This window comes from Erwinia sp. Leaf53 (assembly GCF_001422605.1).
Lineage (GTDB): Bacteria > Pseudomonadota > Gammaproteobacteria > Enterobacterales > Enterobacteriaceae > Erwinia.
Genome location: NZ_LMLK01000027.1, coordinates 66,779 through 91,642 on the forward strand (window position 1 = coordinate 66,779; position 24,864 = coordinate 91,642).

Genomic DNA, 24,864 nt, shown 5'->3' on the forward strand with positions numbered 1-24,864 from the left:
ATCCCGTCCTGAGGTTGCGGTGGAGCACAGGCCTGCGCTTATTTCGGCAGGGCGGTGCCCCATTTACGCCACTCTTTCGGCTCTTCGTCCTCCAGCAGGAAGTGCTTGCCGGAGGTGGCCTGCGGCGCAAGCGGCACCGTTGGCGGGGTGGCAAACGCGATGCCGCCCTGAATAAACTGCTGGAAGGTGCCGGTTTTCACCACGCCGCCGATCAGGCCAAACTTCAGGTTGTAGCCGGAAGCCAGCCAGAATACCGAGTTGTTACGTACCAGGTGCTGGTACTTCTGGCTGATGCGCAGGGTAATCTGTACGCGGTCGGCCATGGATCCCAGTGAGGTGCCGGTGACGGTACCGACCTCGACGCCGCGGAACAGCACCGGCGTGCCCACCGACAGCGAGCCGCCTTCAGCAGCGTCAACCACCACGTTCAGCCCGTCGAGGTAGCGCGCATCGGTGATGGTGGACTCCTGCAGCTCGAAGGTGCGCAGCGCGCGGCCTTTACCCGGATCGACGTTGATATAGGGCTGCAGCAGCGTCTCCAGGTGGTTAACCCCGGCGGCGGAAATCTGCGGTGAAACCACCGAGAAGCGGCTGCCGAGGCGGGCAAAGTTGTCCACGTACTCCGGGTAGAGCACCGCTTTGGCGATCACCTGATTGTTGTCGACCCCCAGCGCCAGCGACTCCAGCTGGCCGATGGTGATGCCGAGATAGCGGATCGGCATGCCTTCAGAGAGCTTGCTGGCGTCAAAGGTACGCAGGGTGATCTGGCTGCCGACGGCGCGGGCGGCGGTTTCTGAGGCGTAGAGCACGCGCTTATCCTGACGGGTCAGCCCGGCACCGGCGCCGCTCAGGTTGTCGAAGCTGATCGCCCCTTTCAGCGCGCGATTAAGCGGCGAAGCCTGCACGGTCAGCCCGCTGCCGTTCAGCTGCACCCGCGCCCCGCCTTCGGCCCAGAAGACGCTGTTGGCGGTCAGCAGACGGCGGTACTCCGGCTTGATATGCACGCTGACGTCAAAGGCGTCCGCACGTGGGGTCACGCCGACGATCTCGCCGACCTGGAATTTACGGTACAGCACCACGGAACCGGCCTGAATATCCGGCAGGCTGCCCGCGGTCAGCGTCAGGGTGGTCGGCAGCGTATCGCCGGTGACGCCTTCCTCGGCTTTTTCCGCGTTAGCATAGAGCGGGTAGCGGCTTTTTGGCTCGCCTTTGCCGCCCGGATCGAGGCGGATACCGCCATCCACCCATTCACGCGCGCTGGCACCCAGCACTTCCATGCCGTCGATGCCCAGCTTCACGTCCAGACGGCTGTTGATGATAAATTTACTGTCGCCATGCACCAGGCCACGGTGTTCCGGGGCGACGGCAACGTCGAAGCTGACGCCTTTCTCGGTCAGGGTGCGTTTCACCACCTGGCCGATGCGCATGCCGTACAGCACCAGCGGCTGGCCGGCGTCAATGCCGTAGCTCTCCGGCGCGCTCAGGGTCAGCTGCAGAGTGTTCGCCTGCTGCAGCAGCGACTCGTTATCCGCCAGCACCACAAAGTGGTGCTGGGGTTCGCCGTCGCCGGGCACCAGCTCCAGCGTATTGCCGGTCAGCAGGTTACTCAGGCTGCTGTCGCTGAGGCTGATTTTCGGGCTGCGCATCTCAATGCGCGTGCCGCTGCGCATCAGGCCGCTGACCGAAGGGTCGAGCGTCAGTTCACCGCTGACCTTGCCGCCGTCCAGCAGGTTCAGTCTGGTCAGCGTACCGACCTCCAGCCCCTGATACATCAGCGGCGTGCGTCCGGCCTTCAGGTTCTTACCGTCGGGCAGGTCAAGGGTGATTTGCACCCCGCGCTGGCTCTGCGCCAGGTCCGGGTAGAGCGGGTAGCTGTCGTCGGTTTTGGCTTCTGCCGACTGCGCCGGAGAGTCGAAAGCGATTGCTCCGTTAACCAGCGCCGCCAGGCTCTCCAGTTCGACCTTCGCGCCGCTCAGGCTGACGTCCGCCTTCACGCCGGAAACGTTCCAGAAACGGCTCTCTTTTTTCACCAGGTTGGTAAAGCGGCGTTCGATCAGCACGTCGATGGTGACGCCGCCGCTGCCGCTGTTAATGCTGTAGTCGTAAACGCGGCCTACCGGGATTTTGCGGAAATAGACCAGCGAGCCGCTGTTCAGCGCGCCGAGATCCGGCGCGTGCAGGTGGATCAGCATCTCGCCGGTGTTGACACGGTACTTCGGCTGGGTATCCAGCGCGACGAAGTTCTCCCGCGGTTCGCCCTTGCCCGGCATCATGCCGATGTAGTTACCGCCCACCAGCGCATCGAGGCCGGAGACGCCCGCCAGCGAGGCCTTCGGCGTCACCAGCCAGAACTGGGTCTGTTCGCGCAGCGCGTCTTTCATATCACTTTTGATACTGGCCTTGATCTTAATGGTGCGCAGATCGTCGGTCATGCTGATACCCTGCACCTGGCCGACCTCAACCCCCTGATAACGCACCGGCGTGCGGCCCGGCACGATGCCGTCCGCGGTGGCGAAATCGATGGTCACGGTGGTGCCGCGCTCCTGCCAGGTGGTCCACACCAGCCAGCCGGCGATCAGCAGGGCAATAAACGGCAGCAGCCAGAACGGCGAAATTTTTCGCCGGCGGATCAGGCGTGCGCTAGTCGGTATAGTCGGCGTTTCCTGTTGCATGTGCATCCCAAAGTAAACGGCTATCCAGCCACTCAACGGCAAGGATAGTTAAGATAACCGCAGAACCGAAGTAGAAAGCCGCCGGTCCCATAGTGAAGGCCAGAAGCTGGTCGCGATTGACCAGCGACATGGTTAACGAAATAACAAACAGATCGAGCATCGACCAGCGGCCCACCCACTGCACCACGCGCAGCAGGCGAATGCGGGTTTTCAGGCCCTGTTCGCAGTTGAAATGGATGCTCAGCAGCAGGGTCAGCATCACGAGAACCTTGGTAAACGGCACCAGAATACTGGCAATGAACACCACCGCCGCCACCGGAATATTGCCTGCCGCCAGCGACATGATGCCGGAGAGAATGGTGTCCTCCTGGCGCGCGCCGTTCAGATAGATTACCGAAATCGGCAGCAGGTTGGCCGGCAGCAGCAGCACGATGGAGGCGATCAGTGCCGCCCAGCACTTCTGCAGGCTGTACGGGCGGCGCAGGGTCAGCGGCGTATGGCAGCGCGGGCAGCGGCCACGTTCGTCGGCCACGCCGGTAAAGTGGCAGCTCAGACACACGCGCAGATCCTCGACGCGGGCGACGTCCTGCCTGTGCTGCTGCGGGTAAAAACGGCACCACAGCTGCTCGACGTTAAGGTGGATCAGCGTCAGCAGGCTGAGCACGGTCAGAACCAGAAACGCCACCAGCCCCGGACCGGGATCGAGATCGGCATAATCCTGCACTTTAATCGAGGCGACGGCCAGCCCGACCAGGTAGATGTCCAGCATCACCCACTCTTTCAGCCGGTCGAGCATCAGCAGCACCGGGCGCAGGTTCATGCCCAGCTTTTCGCCAAACGACAGGTAGCAGATGGAGGCCACCAGGGTCAGCGGCGCGCCCAGCGTACAGAACGCCACCATTGAGGCGGCAATCAACTCGCCCTGCTGGGTCATCTGCATTATGCCGCCCAGCAGGCTGGCGCTGATATTGGTACCGAGCAGGCGGATCGACATCAGCGGCAGGCCGAAGGCGAACGGCATCAGCAGCAGCATCGTTACCGCCATTGCGGTCAGCCGGGTCATCGACCAGTCGCGGCCGTTGAGGATGCGCGCGTTGCAGCGCGGGCAGTGCGCCGACTCGCTGGATTTCACATCTGGTAAGGAAAAAAGGGTATCGCACTGCGGGCATCGCTGATAACGTGCCTGGGGCAGAGCATGAGTGATAGCGTGTATTTTCATCGTTCCGATCGCGCTCAGGCCCTTGGTATACGGGAGCAGGGCAGTGTTATGACAAGATAGTATGACACGTCAGCGCCATCAGGGTTCAGCATCCTGCTAAGGGTATCCTAAGCCACCGCATGTTGCATCTTGTCCTGACGGACAACAGCTGATTATTTTATTACACGGGGCCGCCAGGTGGCTCCGCAACATTATATAGTGATGAACCGTGAATAAAGCAGAATTTTACAACGACCTCAACCGTGATATGACCGCGTTACTTACCGGCGAAACCAGCTTCCTGGCGGTACTGGGTAACTGCAGCGCACTTCTGTATGAACGCCTGAACGGCGTTAACTGGGCGGGCTTTTATCTGCTGACCGAACAGGACACCCTGGTACTCGGACCGTTTCAGGGCAAAATCGCCTGCGTGCGTATTCCGGTAGGCCGGGGCGTCTGCGGTACCGCGGTGGCCACCCGCAGCGTGCAGCGCGTTGATGACGTGCACGCTTTCCCGGGCCATATTGCCTGTGACGCCGCGAGTAACGCTGAAATTGTGCTGCCGCTGGTGGTGAACGGCGAAATAATCGGCGTTCTTGACATCGACAGCGTAGAGTACAACCGCTTTGATGGTGAGGATGAAGCAGGGCTGAAAGCCTTGACTGACGGGCTGTGCAGGGTGCTGGCCGCGACGGATGTGGAAAAATTTATTCACATGAAACGCGCCTAAAGCGCTGGATCACGTAGCATTTACTGATGGGCGCATTATAATGGCGCCTGTTCATGCCTGCGCTGATTGGCAAACCCGTTGTAATCAGGAAATTTCATGGAAAATCAACCTAAGTTGAATAGCACCAAAGAAGTCATTGCCTTTCTGGCAGAGCGTTTCCCACAATGCTTTAGCGCCGAAGGCGAAGCACGACCACTGAAGATCGGAATCTTCCAGGACCTGGTCGACCGCGTGCAGGGTGAAATGAATCTGAGCAAAACTCAGCTTCGTTCTGCACTGCGTCTTTATACCTCCAGCTGGCGTTATCTGTACGGCATCAAAGCCGGTGCGGACCGCGTTGACCTTGACGGCAACGCCTGTGGTCAACTGGATGAGCAGCATGTTGAGCACGCCCGCAAACAGCTTGAAGAAGCCAAAGCGCGCGTGCAGGCACAGCGTGAGCAGCAGCAGGCGAAAAAACGTGAAGCCGGTGAAGAGACCGCCCCACGCCGCCCGCGTAAACCTGCCCGCAAGCCTGCCGAAGGCGAGCAGCCGCGTAAACCACGCAGCAGTAAACCGGCTCGCCCTCAAGCGGAACAGGCACCTGCCGCCGCCGCCGTACGTGAAGAACGTCAGCCGCCGCGCAAGCCGGTTACCGACACCTCTGCATTGCAAGTGGGTCAGAACATCAAAGTCACCGCAGGCAAAAGTGCCATGGACGCCACCATTCTTGAAATCAGTAAAGAAGGTGTCCGGGTACAGCTGGCTTCCGGCCTGGCAATGATCGTACGCGCAGAACACTTGCAGTTCTGATACGGAGGCTAATCAGGGCATGAACACTCTTTTTAAAAGCACCATCATTGCGGGCCTGCTGATTGCAGGCAACGTATTCGCCGCTGACAATATCACGCGCGCCGATCAGATCCCCCAGCTGCATCAGGAAGCGCAACATGCCACCGTCAGTGAGCGCGTTACGTCGCGTTTTACCCGTTCGCACTACCGTCAGTTCGATCTTGACCAGAATTTCTCTGCCAAAATCTTTGACCGTTACCTGAACCTGCTCGACTACAGCCACAACGTGCTGATGGCTTCCGACGTTGACCAGTTTGCGGCGAAAAAAACCACGCTGGGCGACGAGTTCAAAACCGGGCAGCTGAATGTCTTTTACGACCTGTACAACCTGACGCAGAAGCGCCGCTTCGAGCGTTACCAGTACGCGTTGTCTGTCCTGAATAAGCCGATGAACTTTACCGGCAACGACACCATCGATATTGACCGTAAAAATGCCCCGTGGCCGAAGAACAGCGATGAGCTGAACGCGTTGTGGGATGCCAAGGTCAAATATGATGAGCTGAGTCTTAAACTGACCGGCAAAGATGAAAAAGAGATCCGCGAGGTTCTCACCAAACGTTACCAGTTTGCCATCCGCCGCCTGGCGCAGAGCAACAGCGAAGACGTATTCCAGCTGGCGATGACCGCCTTTGCGCACGAAATTGATCCGCACACCAACTACCTGTCACCGCGAAACACCGAGCAGTTCAACACCGAAATGAGCCTCTCCCTGGAGGGTATCGGTGCCGTATTGCAGATGGATGACGATTACACGGTAATCAACTCGATGGTCGCCGGTGGTCCGGCTGCCAAGAGTAAGGCGATCACCGTTGGCGATCGTATCGTTGGCGTTGGCCAGCCCGGCAAGCCGGTAGTGGATGTGATCGGCTGGCGTCTGGATGACGTCGTCGCGCAGATCAAAGGGCCGAAGGGCAGTAAAGTGCGGCTGGAGATCCTGCCTGCCGGTAAAGGCACCAAGACCCGCACCATTACCCTGACCCGCGAGAAGATCCGCCTGGAAGACCGTGCGGTGAAGATGACCGTGCACAACGTCGGTAAAGAGAAGGTCGGCGTGCTGGATATTCCGGGCTTTTACGTCGGGCTGACCGATGACGTGAAGGTGCAACTGCAGAAGCTGCAGAAGCAGAACGTCGACAGCATCGTTATCGACCTGCGCACCAACGGCGGCGGGGCGCTGACCGAAGCGGTCTCCCTCTCCGGCCTGTTTATCCCGGGTGGCCCGGTGGTGCAGGTGCGTGACAATATTGGCAAGATCCGCGAGGACAGCGACACCGACGGTGTGACCTACTATAAAGGTCCGCTGGTGGTGCTGGTTGACCGCTTCAGCGCCTCGGCGTCTGAGATCTTTGCCGCCGCGATGCAGGACTATGGCCGAGCGCTGATCGTCGGTGAGCCGACCTTCGGTAAAGGCACCGTTCAGCAGTATCGTTCGCTGAACCGTATCTACGATCAGATGCTGCGTCCGGAGTGGCCGGCGCTGGGTTCCGTGCAGTACACCATTCAGAAGTTCTACCGTATTAACGGCGGCAGCACCCAGCGTGAAGGGGTTACCCCGGACCTGCTGATGCCAACCGGCGTTGAAGCGGTGGAAACCGGTGAGAAGTTTGAGGATAACGCCCTGCCGTGGGACAGCATTAGCGCGGCGACCTACACCAAAACCGGTGAGCTGAAATCGCTGGAGCCGCAGCTGATCAAAGAACATCAGGATCGTATCGCGAAAGATGCTGAGTTCCAGTACATCATCAAGGATATCGCCCGCTTTAACGCCACCAAAGACAAGCGTAATATCATTTCGCTTAACCTGGCCGAGCGTGAAAAAGAGAACCGGGAAGATGACGCGCTGCGCCTGGAGCGCATCAACGCCCGGCTGAAGGCGGACGGCAAGAAGCCGCTGGCTAAGCTGGACGACCTGCCGAAAGACTATAAAGAGCCGGACCCGTATCTGGATGAAACGGTCAAAATTGCCAATGACCTGGCCCAGCTGGATAAACAGCAACCCGCAGCCACCCCCGCTGCGGTGAAGTAAGCGAAAGGGCACAGCGCAGGCTGTGCCTTTTTTATTCTGCCCCCCGCATTGATGCGCCGTATCGCCTTCACTGAAAAAAGTAATAAAAAATGTAAAGTTATGTCTTTTTAAACACTTAAAGGTTAAGAGTGCTTGAAAAGCACCGGGATGACCTTACGATGTGAAGGAGGACTATACCGGCGGCTTAACGATGCGGGTATACCGAGTGACTAACTGAGGATAGAGAAATTTTATGATGCGTATTGCGCTTTTCCTGTTAACTAACCTGGGTGTGATGGTGGTGTTCGGCCTGATCCTCAGCCTGACAGGGATCCAGTCAAGCAGTGTGATGGGCCTGATGATTATGGCGGGTCTGTTTGGCTTCGGCGGTGCGTTCGTCTCACTGCTGATGTCAAAATGGATGGCGCTGCGTTCCGTTGGCGGTGAAGTGATTGAGCAGCCACGTAATGAGACCGAGCGCTGGCTGATGGACACCGTCGCCCGCCAGGCGCAGCAGGCCGGCATTGCCATGCCGCAGGTGGCGATTTACCACGCGCCGGACATTAACGCCTTTGCCACCGGCGCGCGCCGTGACAAATCGCTGGTGGCGGTCTCCACCGGCCTGCTGCAGAACATGAGCCGTGACGAAGCGGAAGCGGTGATGGCGCACGAAATCAGCCATATCGCTAACGGCGATATGGTGACCATGACCCTGATTCAGGGCATCGTGAACACCTTCGTGATCTTTATTTCGCGCATTCTGGCACAGCTGGCGGCGGGCTTTATGTCCGGCAACCGCGATGGTGAAGAGAACAGCAACGGTAACCCGCTGGTCTACTTTGCCGTGTCGATGGTGCTGGAGCTGGTGTTCGGTATCGTGGCAAGTATTATCACCATGTGGTTCTCGCGCCATCGCGAATTCCATGCGGATGCCGGTGCAGCGCGTCTGGCCGGTCGTGAGAAGATGATTGCCGCGCTGCAGCGCCTGAAAACCAGCTACGAGCCGCAGGAAGCCAGCAGCATGATGGCGCTGTGCATCAACGGCAAGTCGAAGTCGATGAGCGAGCTGTTTATGTCGCACCCGCCGCTGGATAAGCGTATCGAAGCGCTGCGCAGCGGTGAGTACCTGAAATAGTCCGCCGGAAGTACGGGTGAAGATAAAAAACTGGGCATCCGCCCGGTTTTTTTATGCGTGAAGCGGCCTGATGCGCAGCGCGCTGAACACCATGGCGAGGCTGGCAAAGCCGCCGGCCAGCAGCAGGGCGTAGTGGCTGCCGCCGGTGGAGAACAGGTTAAACAGCAGGGCCACCAGCGCGGCACCGCTGCTCTGCCCCAGCAGGCGGGCGGTGCCGAGCATGCCGCTGGCGCCGCCGCTGCGGTGGCGGGGCGCGGACGAGATAATGGTGTGGTTGTTCGGCGACTGGAACAGGCCGAAACCGGCACCGCACAGCATCATCCGCCAGATGATATCGAGGTCCGTCGGCATCGCCGGCAGCAGCGCCAGCGCAAACAGCCCGCCGGCAAACATCGCCAGCCCGACCGCGCCGAGCAGCCCGGCGTGCACCTTCTCAATCAGTCGTCCGGCGATCGGTGCCATCACCATGGTCGCCAGCGGCCAGGGGGTCAGCAGCAACCCGGTCGCCACTTCACTCTTCTGCAGCACGCCCTGCAACATAAACGGCAGCGAGACCATCGCCAGCATCTGTGCGCAGAACGAGCATACCGAGGTGCAGAGCGACATGGCAAAAATCGGGATGCGCAGCAGGTCAACCGGCAGCAGCGGCACGCTCATCGTCAGCTGGCGGCGGATAAACAGCGTGCCGACCGCCAGCAGCCCCACCAGCTCAGCCAGCAGCAGCCGGCCGTCCACCCCCTGTGCAAAGCCGCTGAGCAGCGACAGCAGCAGGCCGAAGGTTAGCGCGTTCATGATGCCGCTCAGCAGGTCGAAACGTTGCCCCTGGCTTTTTTGCGCGTTAGCGGGCAGGAAACGCAGCGCGAGCCACAGTGCCGGCATACCGATAGGGATATTGATCAGGAACAGCCACTGCCAGGAGGCCACCGACAGCACCGCCGCCGCCACCGTTGGCCCGGCCGCGACGGAGACGGCAACGATCAGCGAATTGATGCCCATGCCGCGGCCCAGGTGGCGCTGCGGATAGATGATGCGGATCAGCGCGGTGTTGACGCTCATCAGCGCGGCCGCGCCAAACCCCTGCAAAACGCGGGCGAAAGTCAGCATGCCCAGCGAGTCTGAGAGTGCACAGAACAGCGAGGTGGCGGTAAACAGTACCAGGCCGCACTGATAGACGCGCCGGTAACCGACCATATCGCCGAGGTAGGAGAGCGACAGCAGCGAAATGATAATCGCCAGCTGGTAGGCATTAACGATCCAGATCGACTCCGCCGGGCTGGCGTTCAGCTCGCGGGAAATGGTCGGCAGCGCCACGTTGGCGATTGCGCCGTCGAGCACGGCGACGGTAATACCCAGCGCGATCGCCAGGATCGCGCCGTAGCGCTGCGGTAACGGCAGGCCGTCAGTAACAGAAGAGGACATAGTGAAGTGCAGGCTAAGAGAAGAATGTAAGCATGCTAAGGGTTTTTACGATTTCTACCAATCTGTAAATGAGATAAGAATTGCAAGAATGTTTGTTATACGCCACGCCCTGTGAAGACATAGCGGGCTGGCGGGCCGCCGGCAAGGCGGCCCGTCCGGTTAGTTATCCACCACTTCGCTGCTTTTGCGCAACAGCGGGCAGTCGGTGACGCCGACGATGCCGCTGTCAGTGTGCAGATACTGCGCCACCACCATCCCACGGGCGGTCAGATACTGGCACTGCAGGCCCAGGCCCGCGACGTTTTTGGTACTGCCGGTCAGAACGCCGTAACCGGTAAACAGCATCGCCAGCCAGATAATCACCAGCAGCGCGACCAGACGCGTTAAGATTTTCATCCTGTCCCCTTATTATTGTCTGTTGAACTGTGTGCGGGCCGTGACTGCCGGCCCGGTGATCAGCATGACCTGAATCTGGCCTGGTGGCACTCAGAGGATGCTGAATCTGTGGCGGTTTTCCGCCGCACGCCGGTAAATTTTTGTGAGGAAACTATCAATTATCGCGGTTGTGAGTAGAATCACTGCCGCAGCGCTGCCGGGCATGATGGCAGCCATTACTCCCTCAGAGGTTTGTATGAACGAAACAATGAACGGCGCGTTCAGCATCGCGTCGGCCTGTATTGGAGCCGCCCTGACGATCGTCGGGCTGGTGGTCTGGTTTTATGTTAACCGCGCCAGCGTGCGGGCCAATCAGCAGATCCAGCTGCTGGAGCAACTGCTGGAAGAACAAAAGCAACAAAACGCGCTGTTGCGCCGGCTGAGTGACAAAGTGGTGGGTAACGAGCCGGCGGCGCAGGAAGAGCAGAGCGCTGAAAAAGATTTTATCCGTATGATCCCTGAACGCTGAGCCGCTGGAGTTAACTAACCGCAATGGCCTGGAATAATCCCTGGTACGATCCCTCACTGGCCCACCACACTCCGGAAGGCTTCTGTAACCCTGAACCCGATCTGCGCCAGCCCGGTGACCTGCGGCGCTGGCAGCGCGAGCGCAAAGCCCAGGGGCTGCCGCTGCCGCCGGCGCAGGGCTACCCGCAGTTTACGGCGCAGTGGTGGCAGCCGGCCGACCTCAGCGGCAACGATGACCGGGTGTGGTGGTTAGGCCACGCCTGTCTGATGCTGCGCACCGGCGGCAAGATCACGCTGATTGACCCGGCGCTCTCCCTGCGAGCGTCACCGCTGCGTTTTTACGGGCCGCAACGGAAAACCCCGGCTGCGCTTGCGATCGCCGATTTGCCGCGCGTCGACTGCGTATTGATCTCGCACAATCACTACGATCACCTGGACCTGCCAACCATTAAGGCGATTATCAAACGCTTCCCGCAGACCGAGTTCGTGGTGCCGCTGGGGCTGGCCCGCTGGTTCCGCAAGCGCGGCGCGCGGCGCGTGACCGAGCTGGACTGGTGGCAGTTTACCTGCATCGGCGGGCTGCGGGTGCATGCGGTGCCCGCCCGGCACTGGAGCATGCGCACGCTGTGGGATCGTAACCGCTCGCTGTGGTGTGGCTGGGTGGTGCAGTACCAGGCGCTGAACTTCTGGTTCAGCGGCGACAGCGGCTATTCGGAGAATCTGCTGGAGATCCCGCGGAGGCTCGGGCCATTTAACCTGGCCGCGCTGCCGGTCGGGGCCTATGCACCAGAATGGTTCATGCAAGGGCAGCATATGGATCCGCAGCAGGCCGTCTCGCTGTATGGCGATCTCGGTCAACCGCTCACCGTTCCTATCCACTGGGGCGTATTTGAGCTGGCCGACGAGTCGCTGGATGCCCCGCCACAGGTGTTGTCAGATGCGCTGCAGGCGTCCGGCATGGACGGTGAGCGCTTCGCCGCCTGGCGGATTGGCGAAAGCCGCGGGCTGGCTAATATCTGTCAAGAGTAATGCTACAGTATTTTCTTATATCTAATGCCGAAAATGAGAGCAGCATCTAATTATGCGCTAATAATTGAACCAGAAGGGAACATCTATTCTACGCGGCCTTTGCGATTAAATGGGGCAGAGTGGAAGGATTTTCCTTTTTTTGGTGCAGCGTATTTATTCAGCAAATATTCATTGTGCATACATTCAGGAAAAAATCTTATAAGGCAATGGTTTATCCTGAGGGGGGCGCTCCGGTGGAATTAGGGTATCGCGTTGTCATCAGCAGGCAACAATCACAGCATAAAGTAGAGCCCTGGCGGTGAGGGCAGGTTTTTTGTGCTGCCCTGTCATCGACGCGCTCACCAGACGGGGCGCACGTCGGCGTAACATTTGAGCACTAAGTGTACGGTTTGTTTGCATGATAATTACCCTGAATGTGCACTTTATCGCAGCTATTGTTTCAAATCTGTGCGAAGCCGCAAGTTGAGTTAAAAATAACTTGCCATTAATTGGCGAATATGTGATAAACCAAATGGGTAAAACGAGGTACAATCCTGTTTATGTGTGGCATCTTCAGTAAAGAAGTTCTGAGTAAAGACGTTGACGTTGAATACCGCTTCCTTGCCGAGCCTTAATTAATGCCTCATGCAGTAATGTCTCTGGTTTTTCTGTACGGTTATGCCCACGGGCGAAAAAACACTCTAAGGAATTTGCAAAATGGCAAAGATTAAAGGTCAGGTTAAGTGGTTCAACGAGTCTAAAGGTTTTGGTTTCATTACTCCTGCTGACGGCAGCAAAGACGTGTTCGTACACTTCTCTGCAATCCAGGGTAACGGCTTCAAAACTCTGGCCGAAGGCCAGAACGTTGAGTTCGAAATTCAGGACGGCCAGAAAGGCCCTGCTGCTGTGAACGTCACCGCAATCTAATTTTCGATCTGAGCCTGATGCGCGCCCGGTGCGTGATGAAGGCTGAAATCTGAATGCTAAAGCCCGGTCAGCGATGACCGGGCTTTTTTGTTGCCTGCAAGATTTGGCTGCCCCTGCCAGCAGATTTGCAGTAGACTGCCGCCGTCATTTTCCCCGGAGAGTCTTTATGTCGTATCAGTGCCCCCTCTGCCAGCAGCCGCTGACCTTTGAGCAGCGCAGCTGGCGCTGTGCCAACCAGCATCAGTTCGATCGTGCGAAGGAGGGGTATGTCAATCTGCTACCGGTACAACATAAACGCTCACGCCAGCCTGGCGACAATGCGGAGATGATGCAGGCGCGGCGTGATTTCCTCGACGCCGGTCACTATCAACCGCTGCAGCAGCAGGTGTGCGATCTGCTGGCCGGCATCCTGCCGTCGGGCGCGGCGAAGGTGCTTGATATCGGCTGTGGGGAAGGGTACTACACCCAGGCGGTGGCCAGCCGGCTGCAGGCGCAGGGTGAGGCGGTAGTCTGGGGGCTGGACGTGGCGAAGATCGCCGTACGCTCCGGGGCTAAACGCTATCACAACGTTGAGTTTTGCGTTGCGTCAAGCCACCGGCTGCCGTTTGCCGAGGCGCAGTTTGACGCGGTGCTGCGCATCTATGCCCCATGCAAGGCCGAAGAGCTGGCGCGGGTGGTGAAACCGGGCGGCTACGTGCTGACCGTCACCCCCGGCCCGCGACATCTGATTCAGTTTAAAGCGCTGATTTACCAGGACGTACAGCTGCACGACACCACACCGGAGCAGATGCCCGGTTTCAGCCTGCAGCAGGAGCAGTCGCTCAGCTACCCGATGACGCTGAACAGTGAGGAGTCGGCCGCGTTGCTGCAGATGACGCCATTCGCATGGCGGGCGCGCCCGGAAGTGTGGGGCATTCTGGCCACCACCGACGCTTTTGCCTGCGAGGCCGACTTCACCCTGCGCCTGTGGCAGCGGGCGGCCGGGGCACTGCCGGTGGCCGAGCTGGCCCGGGAGCAGGACGCTGAGGGGCAGCAGGATGCTCAGGAACAGCAGAAGCAGCAGGAAGATCGGGAACAGCAATAAAAGCGACGGCCTGAACTACCTGATGCACCGTGTCAGAGGGGCTGACCTTCCTGGCTGCTGGTCAGCATAAACCGGTAGATGGTCTCCAGATCGTCGAGCTGACGCACGTGGATCAGCAGGCGTCTTTTTTCCAGCGTAATCACCAGCACGCCGTCTTCCGACAGGTTGATGGCGCTGATGCGCTCATTGCGGATAAAGACGTTGGCGTAAAAAAAGCCCTGGTCTTTAAACAGCAGTTTTGGAGCGCGGATCCAGAACAGCCAGATGGCAAGTACCGCCAGCGCCATCAGCAGCAGCAGGGTCAACTGCGGTCCGGCGTTACTCAGGTTCTGCCAGATCAGGATCGCCAGCAGGCCGAGAAAGATCAGGCTGTCCAGCTTGCTGCGGCGCTGCAGTAAAATTTTGAGCCGGGTGGGGCCGTGCCGTAGCGGCATCACCAGCTCGTCGTAAAGACCATAAAGCAGAATCAGCAGGATAAAGACCAGTAATACAACGTCAGTCAGTGACATAACCACCTCCATAATAAGGGCCGGCAAAAGCCGGCCCGATGACAGCATACTCTGACGGCGCGCTTATACGCCCAGCAGGCCCACCCAGTAACCAAAGATACCAATCACAAAGAAGCCGATGATGATCCACAGCGGGTTGACCTTACGGCGCAGCAGCCACATACAGCCGAAGGTCAGCAGCAGCGGGATCAGCCCCGGCATCAGCTGATCGAGAATTGACTGGACGGTGGTGACGGTGGTTTTGCCGGTCTGGTCGGTTATGCGCGAGACCACCAGCGGCACGTCAACGTGGGTCCATTTGTTAACCAGCGCCCCCATCACAAACAGGCCGAGAATCGACGCTCCTTCCGTCAGTTTCTGCAGGAAGCCGCCGCCCATATCGTTAACGATATCCACCCCTTTACGATAGCCGTAAGCCACGCCGTAATAACGCACCAGCAGACGTACCAGGTTAAACAGCACGAAGAACAGCAGCGGCCCCAGCAGACTGCCGCTCATGGCAATCCCGGCCCCCAGCGCGGCAAACACCGGCCGCACGGTGCCCCAGAAGATCGGGTCACCGACCCCGGCCAGCGGCCCCATCAGGCCAACCTTGATGCCGTTGATCGCCGCGTCGTCGATCGCCGCGCCGTTGGCACGCTGCTCTTCCATCGCCATGGTGACACCGAGCACCGGGGCGGCCACGTAAGGATGGGTGTTAAAGAACTCCAGATGGCGTTTGATCGCCTGTTTACGCTCGTCGTTGTTCTCCGGGTAGAGGCGTCTGATCACCGGTACCATCGAGTAGCAGAAGCCCAGCGCCTGCATACGTTCAAAGTTCCACGATCCCTGGAACAGGTTAGAGCGCAGAAACACGCTGCGGACGTCGCCCGGCGTCAGTTTTTTTGGCGTTGTGATGTCACTCATTGTTCACCGCTCCTTAATCGAGTTCGTTGTCGAGGTCGTTATGAACCGGAGAGGCGGACTGCGCACCGGCAACACGGTTATATTTCGGTGCCAGCTGGATGTACAGAATCGCCATCACCACGCCAATCACCCCCAGCGCCACCAGGTTAAAGCTGGTAAAGGCGGCGGTGACGAACCCCAGGTAGAAGAACGGCATCAGATAGCCGGCACGCATCATGTTGATCACCATCGCGTAACCGACCACCACGATCATCCCACCGGCGATATTCAGGCCGTTGGTCACCACATCAGGAATGGCGTTAAGCATCTCCTGCACGGCGTGGGTGCCGACGGAAACCGCCACGATCAGCGCCGGAATGGCGATACGCATCGCCTGCAGCACCAGCGCCGAGACGTGGATCCACGAAATAGCGCTGAGGTTGCCTTTCTCCGCCGCTTTATCCGCCGCGTGCTGGAAGGCCACGGTAACGGTACGCACGATGATGGTCAGCACCTGGCCCGCCGCGGCCAGCGGGATCGCCAGCGCAATACCCGCGCCAACGCTCTGCCCACCGGCGATAACCAGAATGGTGGAGATAATTGACGCCAGCGCGGCATCCGGTGCCACCGCGGCACCGATATTCATCCAGCCCAGCGCAATCATCTCCAGCGTACCGCCGATAATAATCCCGGTTTTCATATCGCCGAGCACGATACCGATCAACGTACAGGCCACCAGCGGCCGGTGAAACTGAAATTCATCGAGGATTGACCCCATGCCCGCAATACAGGCGACGATAAATATCAGCACAATTTGTAGCGTGGTAATCTCCATCACACTTCTCCTCTGGATTGCCAGAACGGCGCGGCTACGCGCGCCCGGCAGCACCGGTTACGGATTGAGTTTGGCCAGTAAATCCATCATTTTCAGCCGCGGGTCGCCGGACACCTTACGCACTTCCAGCTCAATACCCCGCGCGTGCAGTTTTTTAAACGCGGCGATGTCTTTCTCGTCTACCGAAACGGCATTGTTCACCTGGGTTTTGCCCTGGCGAAAAGCCATGCCGCCAATATTGACCGTGGTGATCGCCACGCCCTGTTCCACCAGGCGCTCGACGTCGGTCGGATTGGTGAACAGCAGCATCACTTTTTCACCGGCGTATTTCGGGTTATCCCACACGCGGATCATTTTTGCTACGTCGACCACGTGGGCGGTGACGCCGGGCGGTGCCACCTGGGTGAGCAGCGTTTTGCGCACGTGGTCGGCGGCCACCTCGTCACTGACCACGATAATGCGGCTGACGTTGGTCTCTTTGGTCCAGCGGGTGGCAACCTGGCCGTGGATCAGGCGATCGTCAATGCGCGCCAGGCCAATCTTCATCCGCTCACCGGGTTGCAGGGGGGCCGCCGGGGCAGTGGTGGCATTTGGGGCGGGGCGCTTAACGACGGCTTCCGCCGCCGGGGCCTTCAGCGCTTTTACGCCTTCGCGGCCGGTTTCCACCGCCAGCGCCACCAGTTCGTCGAAGGTCGGGTTGTCATCCCGCGCCATCAGCACTTCCACCAGCATCGGGATATTCACCCCGGCCACCACGTCGTGCAGGGCCTGATCCACCACCAGCCGGCTGGCGGCGTTAAACGGGCTGCCGCCCCAGGTGTCCACCAGGAACAACACCCCCTGAGCGGTATCCAGCTGGCTCAGTCGTTGTTGATACTTCTCAATCAGCGTTTCCGCGTTCTCACCGGGAACAAAGTCGATCCAGCCAACGTTGTCCTGTTCTCCCAGCAACATTTCGGCGGTTTTCAGCAGTTGTTCCGCTGCCCAGCCGTGTGTGCCAATTACAATCGCAATAGTCACTTGCACCCTCCTTTCCGGTTGGCGACGACCCCTGGAGTCAGGGCCGCATCAGATTTTCTGTCTTTTTCAGCTTGCTAGCCTGTCCTTCTGTAGAACGGTGATCGGTTGATTATTCAGCATAGCTAACCAAAGCCAGCAATACCGGGATTTATTTTAGTAGGTGAAAAAATAAATTATGTGACCTTGCTCAGTAATTTAGAGGCTTTATGCGCACAATACCGCCGTGGTCGACCTGCATTGACAATGGTTTACCCGGTGCGGGTGATAAAAGATTTGACCGGCCGTTTTCTGCTGCTAAAGTAAGGATCCTTTTTCAAACAGGAGTAACGGGCCTCAGCCCTCCCCATGGACTGTCACCGAAGTCGTTTAATCATGCCGCCGGGCTCTACGGATCTGCTTATCTCTGCCGACACCACCCTGTCGTTTACCCCAGTTAATGCCTGCTGCACGCTCATGCGAACGTCTGCTGCGTCTTCCTGTACCTTTTTCCGGAGTCTGTCATGGAATTTCTCTTAGACCCCTCAATCTGGGTAGGTCTTCTCACGCTGATCGTACTGGAGATCGTGCTCGGTATTGATAACCTGGTGTTTATCGCCATCCTTGCCGACAAGCTGCCGCCTAAGCAGCGTGACAAAGCGCGACTGATCGGACTCTCGCTGGCGCTGATAATGCGCCTGGGCCTGCTGTCGCTGATCTCATGGATCGTGACGCTCACCACGCCGCTGTTCAGCGTGGGCAGCCTGACCTTCTCCGGCCGCGATCTGATCCTGTTGCTGGGGGGGCTGTTCCTGCTGTTCAAGGCGACGATGGAGCTTCATGAACGGCTGGAAAACCGCGATAGCCACGGCGGGGGTAACAAAGGTTATGCCAGTTTCTGGGCGGTGGTGGTGCAGATCGTGATCCTCGATGCCGTCTTCTCGCTGGACGCGGTGATTACCGCCGTAGGCATGGTGAATAACCTGGCCGTGATGATGACCGCCGTGGTGATCGCCATGGGCGTGATGCTGCTGGCCTCAAAGCCGCTGACCCGCTTCGTCAACGCGCATCCTACCGTGGTGGTACTGTGCCTCAGCTTCCTGCTGATGATCGGCCTCAGCCTGATGGCGGAAGGCTTCGGTTTCCACATTCCGAAAGGCTACCTGTACGCGGCGATTGGCTTCTCGGTGCTGATTGAGCTGTTTAACCAGATTGCGCGGCGTAACTTTGTACGCCACCAGGCGCACCGGCCGATGCGTGAACGTACCGCAGAGGCGATTCAGCGTCTGATGGGCGGCCGTCGCCAGAGCGAAAACCACAGCAGCGAGAGCAGCGAAGTCTCTGCCGCGCTGCCGCAGGAAGCGTTTAAAGACGAAGAGCGTTACATGATTAACGGCGTGCTGACCCTGGCCTCGCGCTCGGTGCGCAGCATTATGACCCCGCGCGGCAATATCTCGTGGGTGGATGCCAGCCGTCCGGCGGATGAGATCCGTATTCAGCTGCTCGACACCCCGCACAGCCTGTTCCCGGTGTGCCGCGGCGAGCTGGATGAGGTGATCGGCGTGGTGCGGGCGAAAGAGCTCCTGGTGGCGCTGGATCACGGCGTGGACGTGGCCACCTTCGCGGCGGCGACCCCGCCGATTATCGTGCCTGATACTCTTGACCCGCTGAACCTGCTGGGCGTGCTGCGCCGTGCCAAGGGCAGCTTTGTGGTGGTCACCAGCGAATTTGGCGTGGTACAGGGGCTGATTACGCCGCTGGACGTGCTGGAAGCGATCGCCGGTGAGTTCCCGGACGAGGATGAAACCCCGGATATTATCGCCGACGGCGACGGCTGGCTGGTGAAGGGCGGTACCGACCTGCACTCCCTGCAGCAGTTGCTGGATACCGACGTGCTGGTGAAACCGGAAGATGACCACGCTTCGCTGGCGGGCCTGCTGATTGCACAGAAAGGTCAGCTGCCGCAGCCGGGCGAGGTGATTGAGATGGCGCCGCTAAGCTTCCAGATTATTGAAGCCACCGACTATCGTGTCGATCTGGTCAGGGTGACCCGCCAGCGCGATGAGCACGAAGGCGAGCACGACGAGTAATCTGCCCGCGTTGCGGGAAATAAAAAGGCCGGGTTATTGACCCGGCCTTTTCTTTATCCTTCATTCTGTCATTCTGTCATTCTGTCATTCTGTCATTCTGTCATTCTGTCATTCTGTCATTCTGTCATTCTGTCACTAAGCAGCTAAGCAGCTAAGCAGCACACCAGCCCCGCAACTCAGCCAGTCTGTGAATCAGGTCCTTTCCTGGCTTTCAGCGCTCAGCACTCACCGATCGGTAATCAGCAATTCAGACGTGCGCTGGCGTACGCAGATGCGCCTCATGATCCACCAGCCAGTCCGGAATATCTGCCAGCGGCATCGGGCGGGCGTAGAAATAACCCTGCAGCACGTCGACGCCGCGTTCGCGCAGATACTCAGCCTGCTCCGCGGTTTCCACCCCTTCGGCCACCAGGCTGATGTTCAGCCGCTGGGCGAGAGAAATCACCATATCGGTTACGGTGGCGTTAATGGCGTCGGTGCCGATGGCGGCGGTGAACACCTTATCAATTTTGAGAATATCCGGGCTGAGGGTCTTCAGGTAGGAGAGCGAGCTGTGGCCGGTGCCAAAATCATCGATCGCCAGCTGCACGCCGATTTCGTGCAGGTGTGACACCACCCGCTGATCGACCACCGGCAGCGAGTCGCGCTCGGTCAGCTCGACGATCAGCTGCGGTTTTGGATTGGCCGGCCACCACAGGCTCTGCAGGTCGTCGATAATTGCTTTGTCATGGAAGTGGCTGGCGGCAACGTTGATGGCGATATGGAAGCTGTTGCGGGCAGGTAAGGAGGGCAGGTGGCGCACCGCTTCACCGATCACAAAGCGGGTCAGCGGCGCAATCAGATTCTGCCGCTCGGCCAGCGGGATAAACACGTCAGGCGGGATCCACCCCTGGCGCGGGTTGTGCCAGCGCAGCAGCAGTTCGATACCGTCGCAGGCCCCGGTGCGGGCGTTGATCAGCGGCTGGGCATAGACCATAAATTCGCGGGCGGTGATGCCGTAGCTGATCTGCCAGGAGAGGCTCATACGGTTAGCGGTGGCCAGCCAGACGATGTAGCCCATCAGCATGCTGAGCAGCAGCGCCAGCGGCAGCTGCGAAGGCACGGTGACCAGCGCCAGCCGGGCCGGTGACGGGCCAAACAGGGTAATGGTGAACGGATAACGCAACGAGGCCTGCTCTACGCTGACCTCGTCTTCTGAGGGAACCGCCTCTTCGATCATCGGGTTGCCGTACTCAAGGCTCTTGCCGGCGACCTTAAAAATCGCCCTTTCAACCCACGGCAGCGTCGGTTCCAGCAGGTAGTTGGTCATCAGCTCAATGTTCACCACCTGCATAATGCCTGAGCGGTTATCCAGCGAGCGCGGCGTCCACAGCAGCAGCACCGGCGATCCTTTCAGCAGGTCCTGATCCACCGCCAGCTTCATGCGCTGATTATTGACCGCCAGTTCCGGATAGGTATCGCTGAAGGGGATGCTGACGCTGCCGTAGATACTTGAGCAGTAGATGCGGTCGTCATCGACCAGCAGCACCGAACGAACGGTCTGCAGCATCGCCAGTTTTTCAACCAGCGGGAAACGCACCTGTTCGCAGCTTAATCCGACCAGGCCGAGGGTGTTATTAGCTGCAACGTCAAGCGGCGAGAACATACGGTCAAAGCGTTGAATGGCGTTGTAAGCAAAGGTGCGTGACTGCTGCTCGATTCGACCTTTCTCTTCCATATAGCGCAGAGAGAGGGTGAGAATAAGCACCAATGCGGCAACAACCGCAGCGATAAGAAATCGCTTACGGCGAAACTGTCCTAAAACTTCCTGGGACATTTGCATCAGTAACCACCCTCAGAGCAAGACGCGTATACAGAGACCGAATAACTGTTATCGGCCAGTGAGACATTAAGTTTAGTAGTGCTGAAGAGAAAAGCTGAGTGGCAGTAAAACAGGCACTTACTCTCACAAAACACGCGCAGACACTCTAGCCGTTTCCCGGATTGGGAGATAGCGGGTAGCGGAAGTTTTTTTACAAAACAACAAAAAAAACGCCACCGTTGCGGTGGCGTTTTCGGGTCAGTCACACTGGACTTTAATGGCCAGCCCGCCACGCGAGGTTTCGCGATATTTGGCGTTCATGTCTTTACCGGTTTCGTACATGGTCTCAATGACTTTATCCAGCGAAACACGGGCTTCGCTGGTACGGCGCATCGCCATTCGCGCGGAGTTGATCGCCTTCACCGAGGCAATCGCGTTGCGCTCAATGCACGGCACCTGCACCTGGCCCGCTACCGGGTCGCAGGTCAGGCCGAGGTTATGCTCCATGCCGATCTCTGCCGCCACGCACACCTGCTCCGGGCTGGCTCCCAGCAGCTCGGCAAGGCCCGCGGCCGCCATCGAACAGGCCACGCCCACTTCGCCCTGGCAGCCGACTTCGGCACCGGAGATTGACGCATTCATCTTATAAAGGATGCCGATCGTGCCGCAGGCCATAAAGTAACGTACGAAAACATCGGTCGTCACCGGCTGAATAAAGTGGTCATAGTAGGCCAGCACCGCCGGCACGATGCCACAGGCGCCGTTAGTCGGTGCGGTGACTACCCGGCCACCGGCGGCGTTCTCTTCGTTGACCGCCAGCGCGAACATGTTCACCCAGTCAATCACGTTCATCGGGTCGCTGGAGAGTTTGTCCGACGAAACCAGCAGGCGGCGCAGCGCCGAGGCACGACGCGGAACGCGCAGCGGGCCGGGCAGTACGCCTTCGGTGTTCAGGCCGCGATCGATACAGTCGCGCATGGTCTGCCAGACGGCGGCGAAGTAGCCTTCGATCTCTTCGCGGGTGTGCAGCGCCAGCTCGTTTTTCATCACCATGCCGGAGAGCGACATGCCGTTCTGCTGGCAGTGGCCCAGCATCTCTTTAGCCGAGTGGAACGGGTAGGGCACCGACACCGTGCTCAGCGTAGATTTACCGTAGTTCTCTTCATCAACGATAAAACCACCGCCGACCGAATAGTAGGTCTTGCTGTAGATTTTCAGTTCGCCGGCGTAAGCGTGGATGCTCATGCCGTTTTCATGCAGGGAGAGGTTATCGCTGCGGAACACCATGCCGCCTTCGCGCGGGAAGTCGACCTCGTGGGCACCGTTGGCCAGCAGCAGGCGCTGGCGTGCTTCCACGTCACGGATAAAGCCGGGAATGCTGTCGATATCCACGGTATCCGGCATCGCGCCGGAGAGGCCCATAATGATGGCGATATCGGTGTGGTGGCCCTTCCCGGTCAGTGACAGGGAGCCATAGACGTCGACGGCGATCCGCGTAACCGAGGACAGCTGGCGGTTGTTGACCAAATCGTCGACAAACTGTTTGCCGGCTTTCATTGGGCCAACCGTGTGCGAACTGGACGGGCCAATGCCGATCTTAAACATGTCGAAAACGCTAATCACGTTAAACGCTCCTTAGGGGTATTGATACGCTGTGACCTGGTGTACTCACAAAATTGGGTGAAATATAAATGAAAACCCACAGACTTGCAGTGATTTGGATCGCCATACGGCAACAAAGCAGTTAAATATAATGGAAAGACGCGATTCTGACCGACATATGTTACTATTTTAACCGCTTTGCGCCGTTTTTGCCACCTGCAGGCTCAGCTGGCGGATGATACCGGCGGTCATACCCCAGATAAAGTAGTCGTCGAACCATGACAGCCAGACGCGCTGGTCGCTGCCGTTGCGGATGAAGTCGAACGGCGAGTAGCGCCCGGTGCGCAGCGCCTCCTCCAGCGGCATCTCAAAAACAGACTCCACTTCGCCGGCGTTCGGCTGCCAGGCGATACCCGGCGACACGATGCCGAGCACCGGGGTGACGGCAAAGCCGGTGCTGCTGGTCACCGGCGGCAGCACGCCGACCACCCGGACCGCCGAAGCGGGCAGCGCCACCTCCTCTTCGGCTTCCCGCAGCGCGGTCATCACCAGCGAGCTGTCGCTGCTGTCGCGCATGCCGCCGGGAAAAGCCACCTGGCCGGCGTGTTTACGCAGGCTGGCAGCGCGGCGGGTCAGCAGCAGGGTCGGTGACGGATGAGCCACCACCGGCACCAGCACTGCGGCCTCGCGCAGCGGCCGTAACGGCGCGGCAGCGTGCGGCGGCTGCAGCACAAAGCGCGCCAGAAAGCGCTCCAGCGGCAGGTTAGCGTTCATCGCGCGCCTCCTCGTCATCGCTGGTCAAATGGGGCAAAATACGTCTCACTTTGTCGAAGGTTTCCTGGTACTCGGCGGCTTCCTCGCTGTCGGCAACGATGCCGCCGCCAGCGGCACAGTACAGGCTACCCGCTTCGGCAATCAGCGTGCGAATAGTAATGCTGCTGTCCATCCGCCCGCACAGGCTGAGGTAGCCGATGCTGCCGCACCAGGCGTTACGCCGCTGCGGCTCAAGTTCCTCAATGATCTGCATCGCCCGCACCTTGGGCGCGCCGGTGATCGAGCCTCCAGGGAAGCAGGCGCGCAGCAGATCGCAGGCGCTCAGCTGCGGCTGCAGGGTGGCAGTAATGGTGCTGACCAGATGGTGCACGGCCGGGAACGGCTCCACCACAAACAGCTCAGGCACCTTAACGCTGCCGGGCGTCGCCACCCGGCCGATGTCGTTACGCAGCAGATCGACGATCATCAGGTTTTCGCTGCGGTCTTTTGGCGAGCGGGCGAGCCGTTCGGCCTGCAGGCGATCGGCGGCGGCATCGTCCAGCCGGGGCAGGGTGCCCTTGATCGGCCGGGTTTCGATTTCGCCCTGCTCCAGGCGGATAAAACGCTCCGGCGAAAGGCTGAGCACCGCGCTGTCGGCAAGACGGATAAAGGCGCTGAACGGCGCGCGGTTTGCGGCGCACAGCCGGCGGAAGGCCTGCCATTCGTTACCGCGGTACGGGGCGGTGAAGCGCTGTGCCAGGTTAACCTGATAACAGTCGCCGGCCAGCAGCCACTGCTGGATCTGGCGGAATTTATCGCCGTACTCTTCGCGCGACATATTCGACTGCCAGTCGCCGGTCAGGCGAAAATCCTCAACGGCCGGGGCCTGCTGCACCTGCAGCCAGTCGAGGCGCGCTTGCAGATCGCCGTGCACCACCAGCGTCAGCGCCTGCCGATGGTGATCGGCGATCAGCGCCCAGTCGTAGATGCCCACCGCCATATCCGGCGTGGTCAGCTGCGCCGTCGCCTGTTGCGGCAGCGTTTCAAAGCGGCGGCCGAGATCGTAGCCGAACAGGCCGAGCGCGCCGCCCTGGAACGGCAGATCCTCGCGCCAGTCGGCGGTCAGCCCGCAGGCGCCCAGCTGCTGCTGCAGCAACAGCAGCGGATCCTCACCGGAGACCTGCTGCCGGTCGCCGTCGGCGATGGTCGTGCTGTCGCCGCGGGTGGTCAGGGTGATGCGCGGCTCGGCGACCAGGATATCGAAACGGTTGTCGGCGTGCTCGGCAAATCCGGAGTGCAGCAGCATCGCCCACGGCAGATGGGCAAGACGGGCAAACAGCAGCCCGGCGGCGTCGGGCGTATAGGGAAGCGCATGATAAACAGGTAACATGAGATTTCAGCAGGGTGATCGGTTACAGGGCTGCCAGCCTGGCATATTTTTCTGCCGCTGGCATCTCTTTGTCAGCCGTGGAATAATCCGC

General features: G+C 59.4%; 21 protein-coding genes and 1 pseudogene. 10 read left to right on the forward strand and 12 right to left on the reverse strand.

Annotated elements, in window-relative coordinates:
• Nucleotides 1–38: 38 nt before the first annotated feature.
• Both ASF13_RS22165 and yebS read right to left on the reverse strand, forming a co-directional pair.
• The gene (locus tag ASF13_RS22165) at nt 39–2,672 is read right to left on the reverse strand and encodes a PqiB family protein (RefSeq protein ID WP_056241961.1); all 2,634 of its coding nucleotides are present in this window, start codon (nt 2,670–2,672) and stop codon (nt 39–41) included.
• Nucleotides 2,641–3,891 carry a membrane integrity lipid transport subunit YebS gene (gene yebS / locus ASF13_RS22170; RefSeq protein ID WP_056241964.1) on the reverse strand — a complete coding sequence of 417 codons (1,251 nt, stop codon included), beginning with the start codon at nt 3,889–3,891 and terminating at the stop codon, nt 2,641–2,643. The genes ASF13_RS22165 and yebS overlap by 32 nt, the downstream gene beginning before the upstream one ends.
• A gap of 208 nt (nt 3,892–4,099) precedes the next feature.
• On the opposite strand from yebS, the gene ASF13_RS22175 reads away from it, so the two are divergent.
• From ASF13_RS22175 to htpX, 4 genes are all read left to right on the forward strand, one after another.
• Nucleotides 4,100–4,600 carry a GAF domain-containing protein gene (locus ASF13_RS22175; RefSeq protein WP_056241968.1) on the forward strand — a complete coding sequence of 167 codons (501 nt, stop codon included), beginning with the start codon at nt 4,100–4,102 and terminating at the stop codon, nt 4,598–4,600.
• Between the two features lie 96 nt (nt 4,601–4,696).
• Nucleotides 4,697–5,392 carry an RNA chaperone ProQ gene (proQ, locus tag ASF13_RS22180; protein ID WP_056241972.1) on the forward strand — a complete coding sequence of 232 codons (696 nt, stop codon included), beginning with the start codon at nt 4,697–4,699 and terminating at the stop codon, nt 5,390–5,392.
• Between the two features lie 19 nt (nt 5,393–5,411).
• Complete coding sequence (gene prc, locus ASF13_RS22185; protein ID WP_056241975.1) at nt 5,412–7,457, forward strand: carboxy terminal-processing peptidase; 2,046 nt, start codon at nt 5,412–5,414, stop codon at nt 7,455–7,457.
• Nucleotides 7,458–7,689: 232 nt separating this feature from the next.
• Nucleotides 7,690–8,571, forward strand: a complete 882-nt coding sequence (gene htpX, locus ASF13_RS22190) for a protease HtpX (RefSeq protein WP_056241978.1) — start codon at nt 7,690–7,692, stop codon at nt 8,569–8,571.
• Between the two features lie 51 nt (nt 8,572–8,622).
• Here the strand turns inward: htpX and ASF13_RS22195 are convergent, their stop codons facing one another.
• On the reverse strand, nt 8,623–9,990 hold the full coding sequence (locus tag ASF13_RS22195; RefSeq protein ID WP_056241981.1) for an MFS transporter: 1,368 nt from the start codon (nt 9,988–9,990) through the stop codon (nt 8,623–8,625).
• Between the two features lie 159 nt (nt 9,991–10,149).
• Entirely contained in the window at nt 10,150–10,386 is a 237-nt protein-coding gene (locus tag ASF13_RS22200) for a YobH family protein (protein WP_056241985.1), read from the reverse strand.
• A gap of 235 nt (nt 10,387–10,621) precedes the next feature.
• Between ASF13_RS22200 and ASF13_RS22205 the strand changes: the two genes are divergently transcribed.
• The 5 genes and pseudogenes from ASF13_RS22205 to rlmA all read left to right on the forward strand — a co-directional run bounded on the left by ASF13_RS22205 (nt 10,622) and on the right by rlmA (nt 13,912).
• Entirely contained in the window at nt 10,622–10,894 is a 273-nt protein-coding gene (locus ASF13_RS22205) for a YebO family protein (protein WP_056241989.1), read from the forward strand.
• A 23-nt stretch (nt 10,895–10,917) separates the two neighbouring features.
• Complete coding sequence (locus tag ASF13_RS22210; protein WP_056241992.1) at nt 10,918–11,922, forward strand: MBL fold metallo-hydrolase; 1,005 nt, start codon at nt 10,918–10,920, stop codon at nt 11,920–11,922.
• 539 nt (nt 11,923–12,461) lie between these two features.
• Nucleotides 12,462–12,598, forward strand: a pseudogene (locus ASF13_RS25115) (DUF2627 domain-containing protein); the annotation flags it as partial.
• A 20-nt stretch (nt 12,599–12,618) separates the two neighbouring features.
• Nucleotides 12,619–12,828, forward strand: coding sequence for a transcription antiterminator/RNA stability regulator CspE (gene cspE, locus ASF13_RS22215; protein ID WP_001062678.1), 210 nt, complete (start codon nt 12,619–12,621; stop codon nt 12,826–12,828).
• 166 nt (nt 12,829–12,994) lie between these two features.
• Nucleotides 12,995–13,912: a 23S rRNA (guanine(745)-N(1))-methyltransferase gene (gene rlmA / locus ASF13_RS22220; protein WP_056241997.1), complete on the forward strand. Its 918-nt coding sequence runs from the start codon at nt 12,995–12,997 to the stop codon at nt 13,910–13,912.
• Between the two features lie 32 nt (nt 13,913–13,944).
• On the opposite strand, the gene ASF13_RS22225 is transcribed toward rlmA, so the two are convergent.
• The 4 genes from ASF13_RS22225 to manX all read right to left on the reverse strand — a co-directional run bounded on the left by ASF13_RS22225 (nt 13,945) and on the right by manX (nt 17,161).
• Entirely contained in the window at nt 13,945–14,421 is a 477-nt protein-coding gene (locus tag ASF13_RS22225; RefSeq protein WP_056242001.1) for a DUF986 family protein, read from the reverse strand.
• Nucleotides 14,422–14,484: 63 nt separating this feature from the next.
• Nucleotides 14,485–15,327, reverse strand: a complete 843-nt coding sequence (locus tag ASF13_RS22230; protein ID WP_056242004.1) for a PTS mannose transporter subunit IID — start codon at nt 15,325–15,327, stop codon at nt 14,485–14,487.
• A 13-nt stretch (nt 15,328–15,340) separates the two neighbouring features.
• Nucleotides 15,341–16,141, reverse strand: a complete 801-nt coding sequence (locus ASF13_RS22235; RefSeq protein ID WP_056242007.1) for a PTS mannose/fructose/sorbose transporter subunit IIC — start codon at nt 16,139–16,141, stop codon at nt 15,341–15,343.
• Nucleotides 16,142–16,198: 57 nt separating this feature from the next.
• The gene (gene manX / locus ASF13_RS22240) at nt 16,199–17,161 is read right to left on the reverse strand and encodes a PTS mannose transporter subunit IIAB (protein WP_056242010.1); all 963 of its coding nucleotides are present in this window, start codon (nt 17,159–17,161) and stop codon (nt 16,199–16,201) included.
• 500 nt (nt 17,162–17,661) lie between these two features.
• Here manX and ASF13_RS22245 point away from each other — a divergent pair, with 500 nt between their 5' ends.
• On the forward strand, nt 17,662–19,227 hold the full coding sequence (locus ASF13_RS22245; RefSeq protein ID WP_056242014.1) for a TerC family protein: 1,566 nt from the start codon (nt 17,662–17,664) through the stop codon (nt 19,225–19,227).
• Between the two features lie 247 nt (nt 19,228–19,474).
• Here the strand turns inward: ASF13_RS22245 and ASF13_RS22250 are convergent, their stop codons facing one another.
• The 4 genes from ASF13_RS22250 to pabB form a co-directional block, all read right to left on the reverse strand.
• Nucleotides 19,475–21,049, reverse strand: coding sequence for an EAL domain-containing protein (locus tag ASF13_RS22250; protein ID WP_056242017.1), 1,575 nt, complete (start codon nt 21,047–21,049; stop codon nt 19,475–19,477).
• Between the two features lie 237 nt (nt 21,050–21,286).
• Nucleotides 21,287–22,651, reverse strand: coding sequence for an L-serine ammonia-lyase (locus tag ASF13_RS22255; protein ID WP_056242019.1), 1,365 nt, complete (start codon nt 22,649–22,651; stop codon nt 21,287–21,289).
• A 168-nt stretch (nt 22,652–22,819) separates the two neighbouring features.
• Entirely contained in the window at nt 22,820–23,404 is a 585-nt protein-coding gene (locus ASF13_RS22260) for a CoA pyrophosphatase (RefSeq protein WP_056242021.1), read from the reverse strand.
• Complete coding sequence (gene pabB, locus ASF13_RS22265) at nt 23,394–24,773, reverse strand: aminodeoxychorismate synthase component 1 (RefSeq protein ID WP_056242023.1); 1,380 nt, start codon at nt 24,771–24,773, stop codon at nt 23,394–23,396. Before pabB ends, ASF13_RS22260 begins: the two co-directional genes overlap by 11 nt.
• Between the last annotated feature and the right edge of the window lie 91 nt (nt 24,774–24,864).

Coding starts and splice junctions, on each gene's coding strand:
- ASF13_RS22165 (WP_056241961.1), bottom strand. CDS start 2,672: ATGCAACAGGAAACGCCGACTATACCGACTAGCGCACGCCTGATCCGC.
- yebS (WP_056241964.1), bottom strand. CDS start 3,891: ATGAAAATACACGCTATCACTCATGCTCTGCCCCAGGCACGTTATCAG.
- proQ (WP_056241972.1), top strand. CDS start 4,697: ATGGAAAATCAACCTAAGTTGAATAGCACCAAAGAAGTCATTGCCTTT.
- prc (WP_056241975.1), top strand. CDS start 5,412: ATGAACACTCTTTTTAAAAGCACCATCATTGCGGGCCTGCTGATTGCA.
- htpX (WP_056241978.1), top strand. CDS start 7,690: ATGATGCGTATTGCGCTTTTCCTGTTAACTAACCTGGGTGTGATGGTG.
- ASF13_RS22195 (WP_056241981.1), bottom strand. CDS start 9,990: ATGTCCTCTTCTGTTACTGACGGCCTGCCGTTACCGCAGCGCTACGGC.
- ASF13_RS22200 (WP_056241985.1), bottom strand. CDS start 10,386: ATGAAAATCTTAACGCGTCTGGTCGCGCTGCTGGTGATTATCTGGCTG.
- ASF13_RS22205 (WP_056241989.1), top strand. CDS start 10,622: ATGAACGAAACAATGAACGGCGCGTTCAGCATCGCGTCGGCCTGTATT.
- ASF13_RS22210 (WP_056241992.1), top strand. CDS start 10,918: ATGGCCTGGAATAATCCCTGGTACGATCCCTCACTGGCCCACCACACT.
- cspE (WP_001062678.1), top strand. CDS start 12,619: ATGGCAAAGATTAAAGGTCAGGTTAAGTGGTTCAACGAGTCTAAAGGT.
- rlmA (WP_056241997.1), top strand. CDS start 12,995: ATGTCGTATCAGTGCCCCCTCTGCCAGCAGCCGCTGACCTTTGAGCAG.
- ASF13_RS22225 (WP_056242001.1), bottom strand. CDS start 14,421: ATGTCACTGACTGACGTTGTATTACTGGTCTTTATCCTGCTGATTCTG.
- ASF13_RS22230 (WP_056242004.1), bottom strand. CDS start 15,327: ATGAGTGACATCACAACGCCAAAAAAACTGACGCCGGGCGACGTCCGC.
- ASF13_RS22235 (WP_056242007.1), bottom strand. CDS start 16,141: ATGGAGATTACCACGCTACAAATTGTGCTGATATTTATCGTCGCCTGT.
- ASF13_RS22245 (WP_056242014.1), top strand. CDS start 17,662: ATGGAATTTCTCTTAGACCCCTCAATCTGGGTAGGTCTTCTCACGCTG.
- ASF13_RS22250 (WP_056242017.1), bottom strand. CDS start 21,049: ATGCAAATGTCCCAGGAAGTTTTAGGACAGTTTCGCCGTAAGCGATTT.
- ASF13_RS22260 (WP_056242021.1), bottom strand. CDS start 23,404: ATGAACGCTAACCTGCCGCTGGAGCGCTTTCTGGCGCGCTTTGTGCTG.
- pabB (WP_056242023.1), bottom strand. CDS start 24,773: ATGTTACCTGTTTATCATGCGCTTCCCTATACGCCCGACGCCGCCGGG.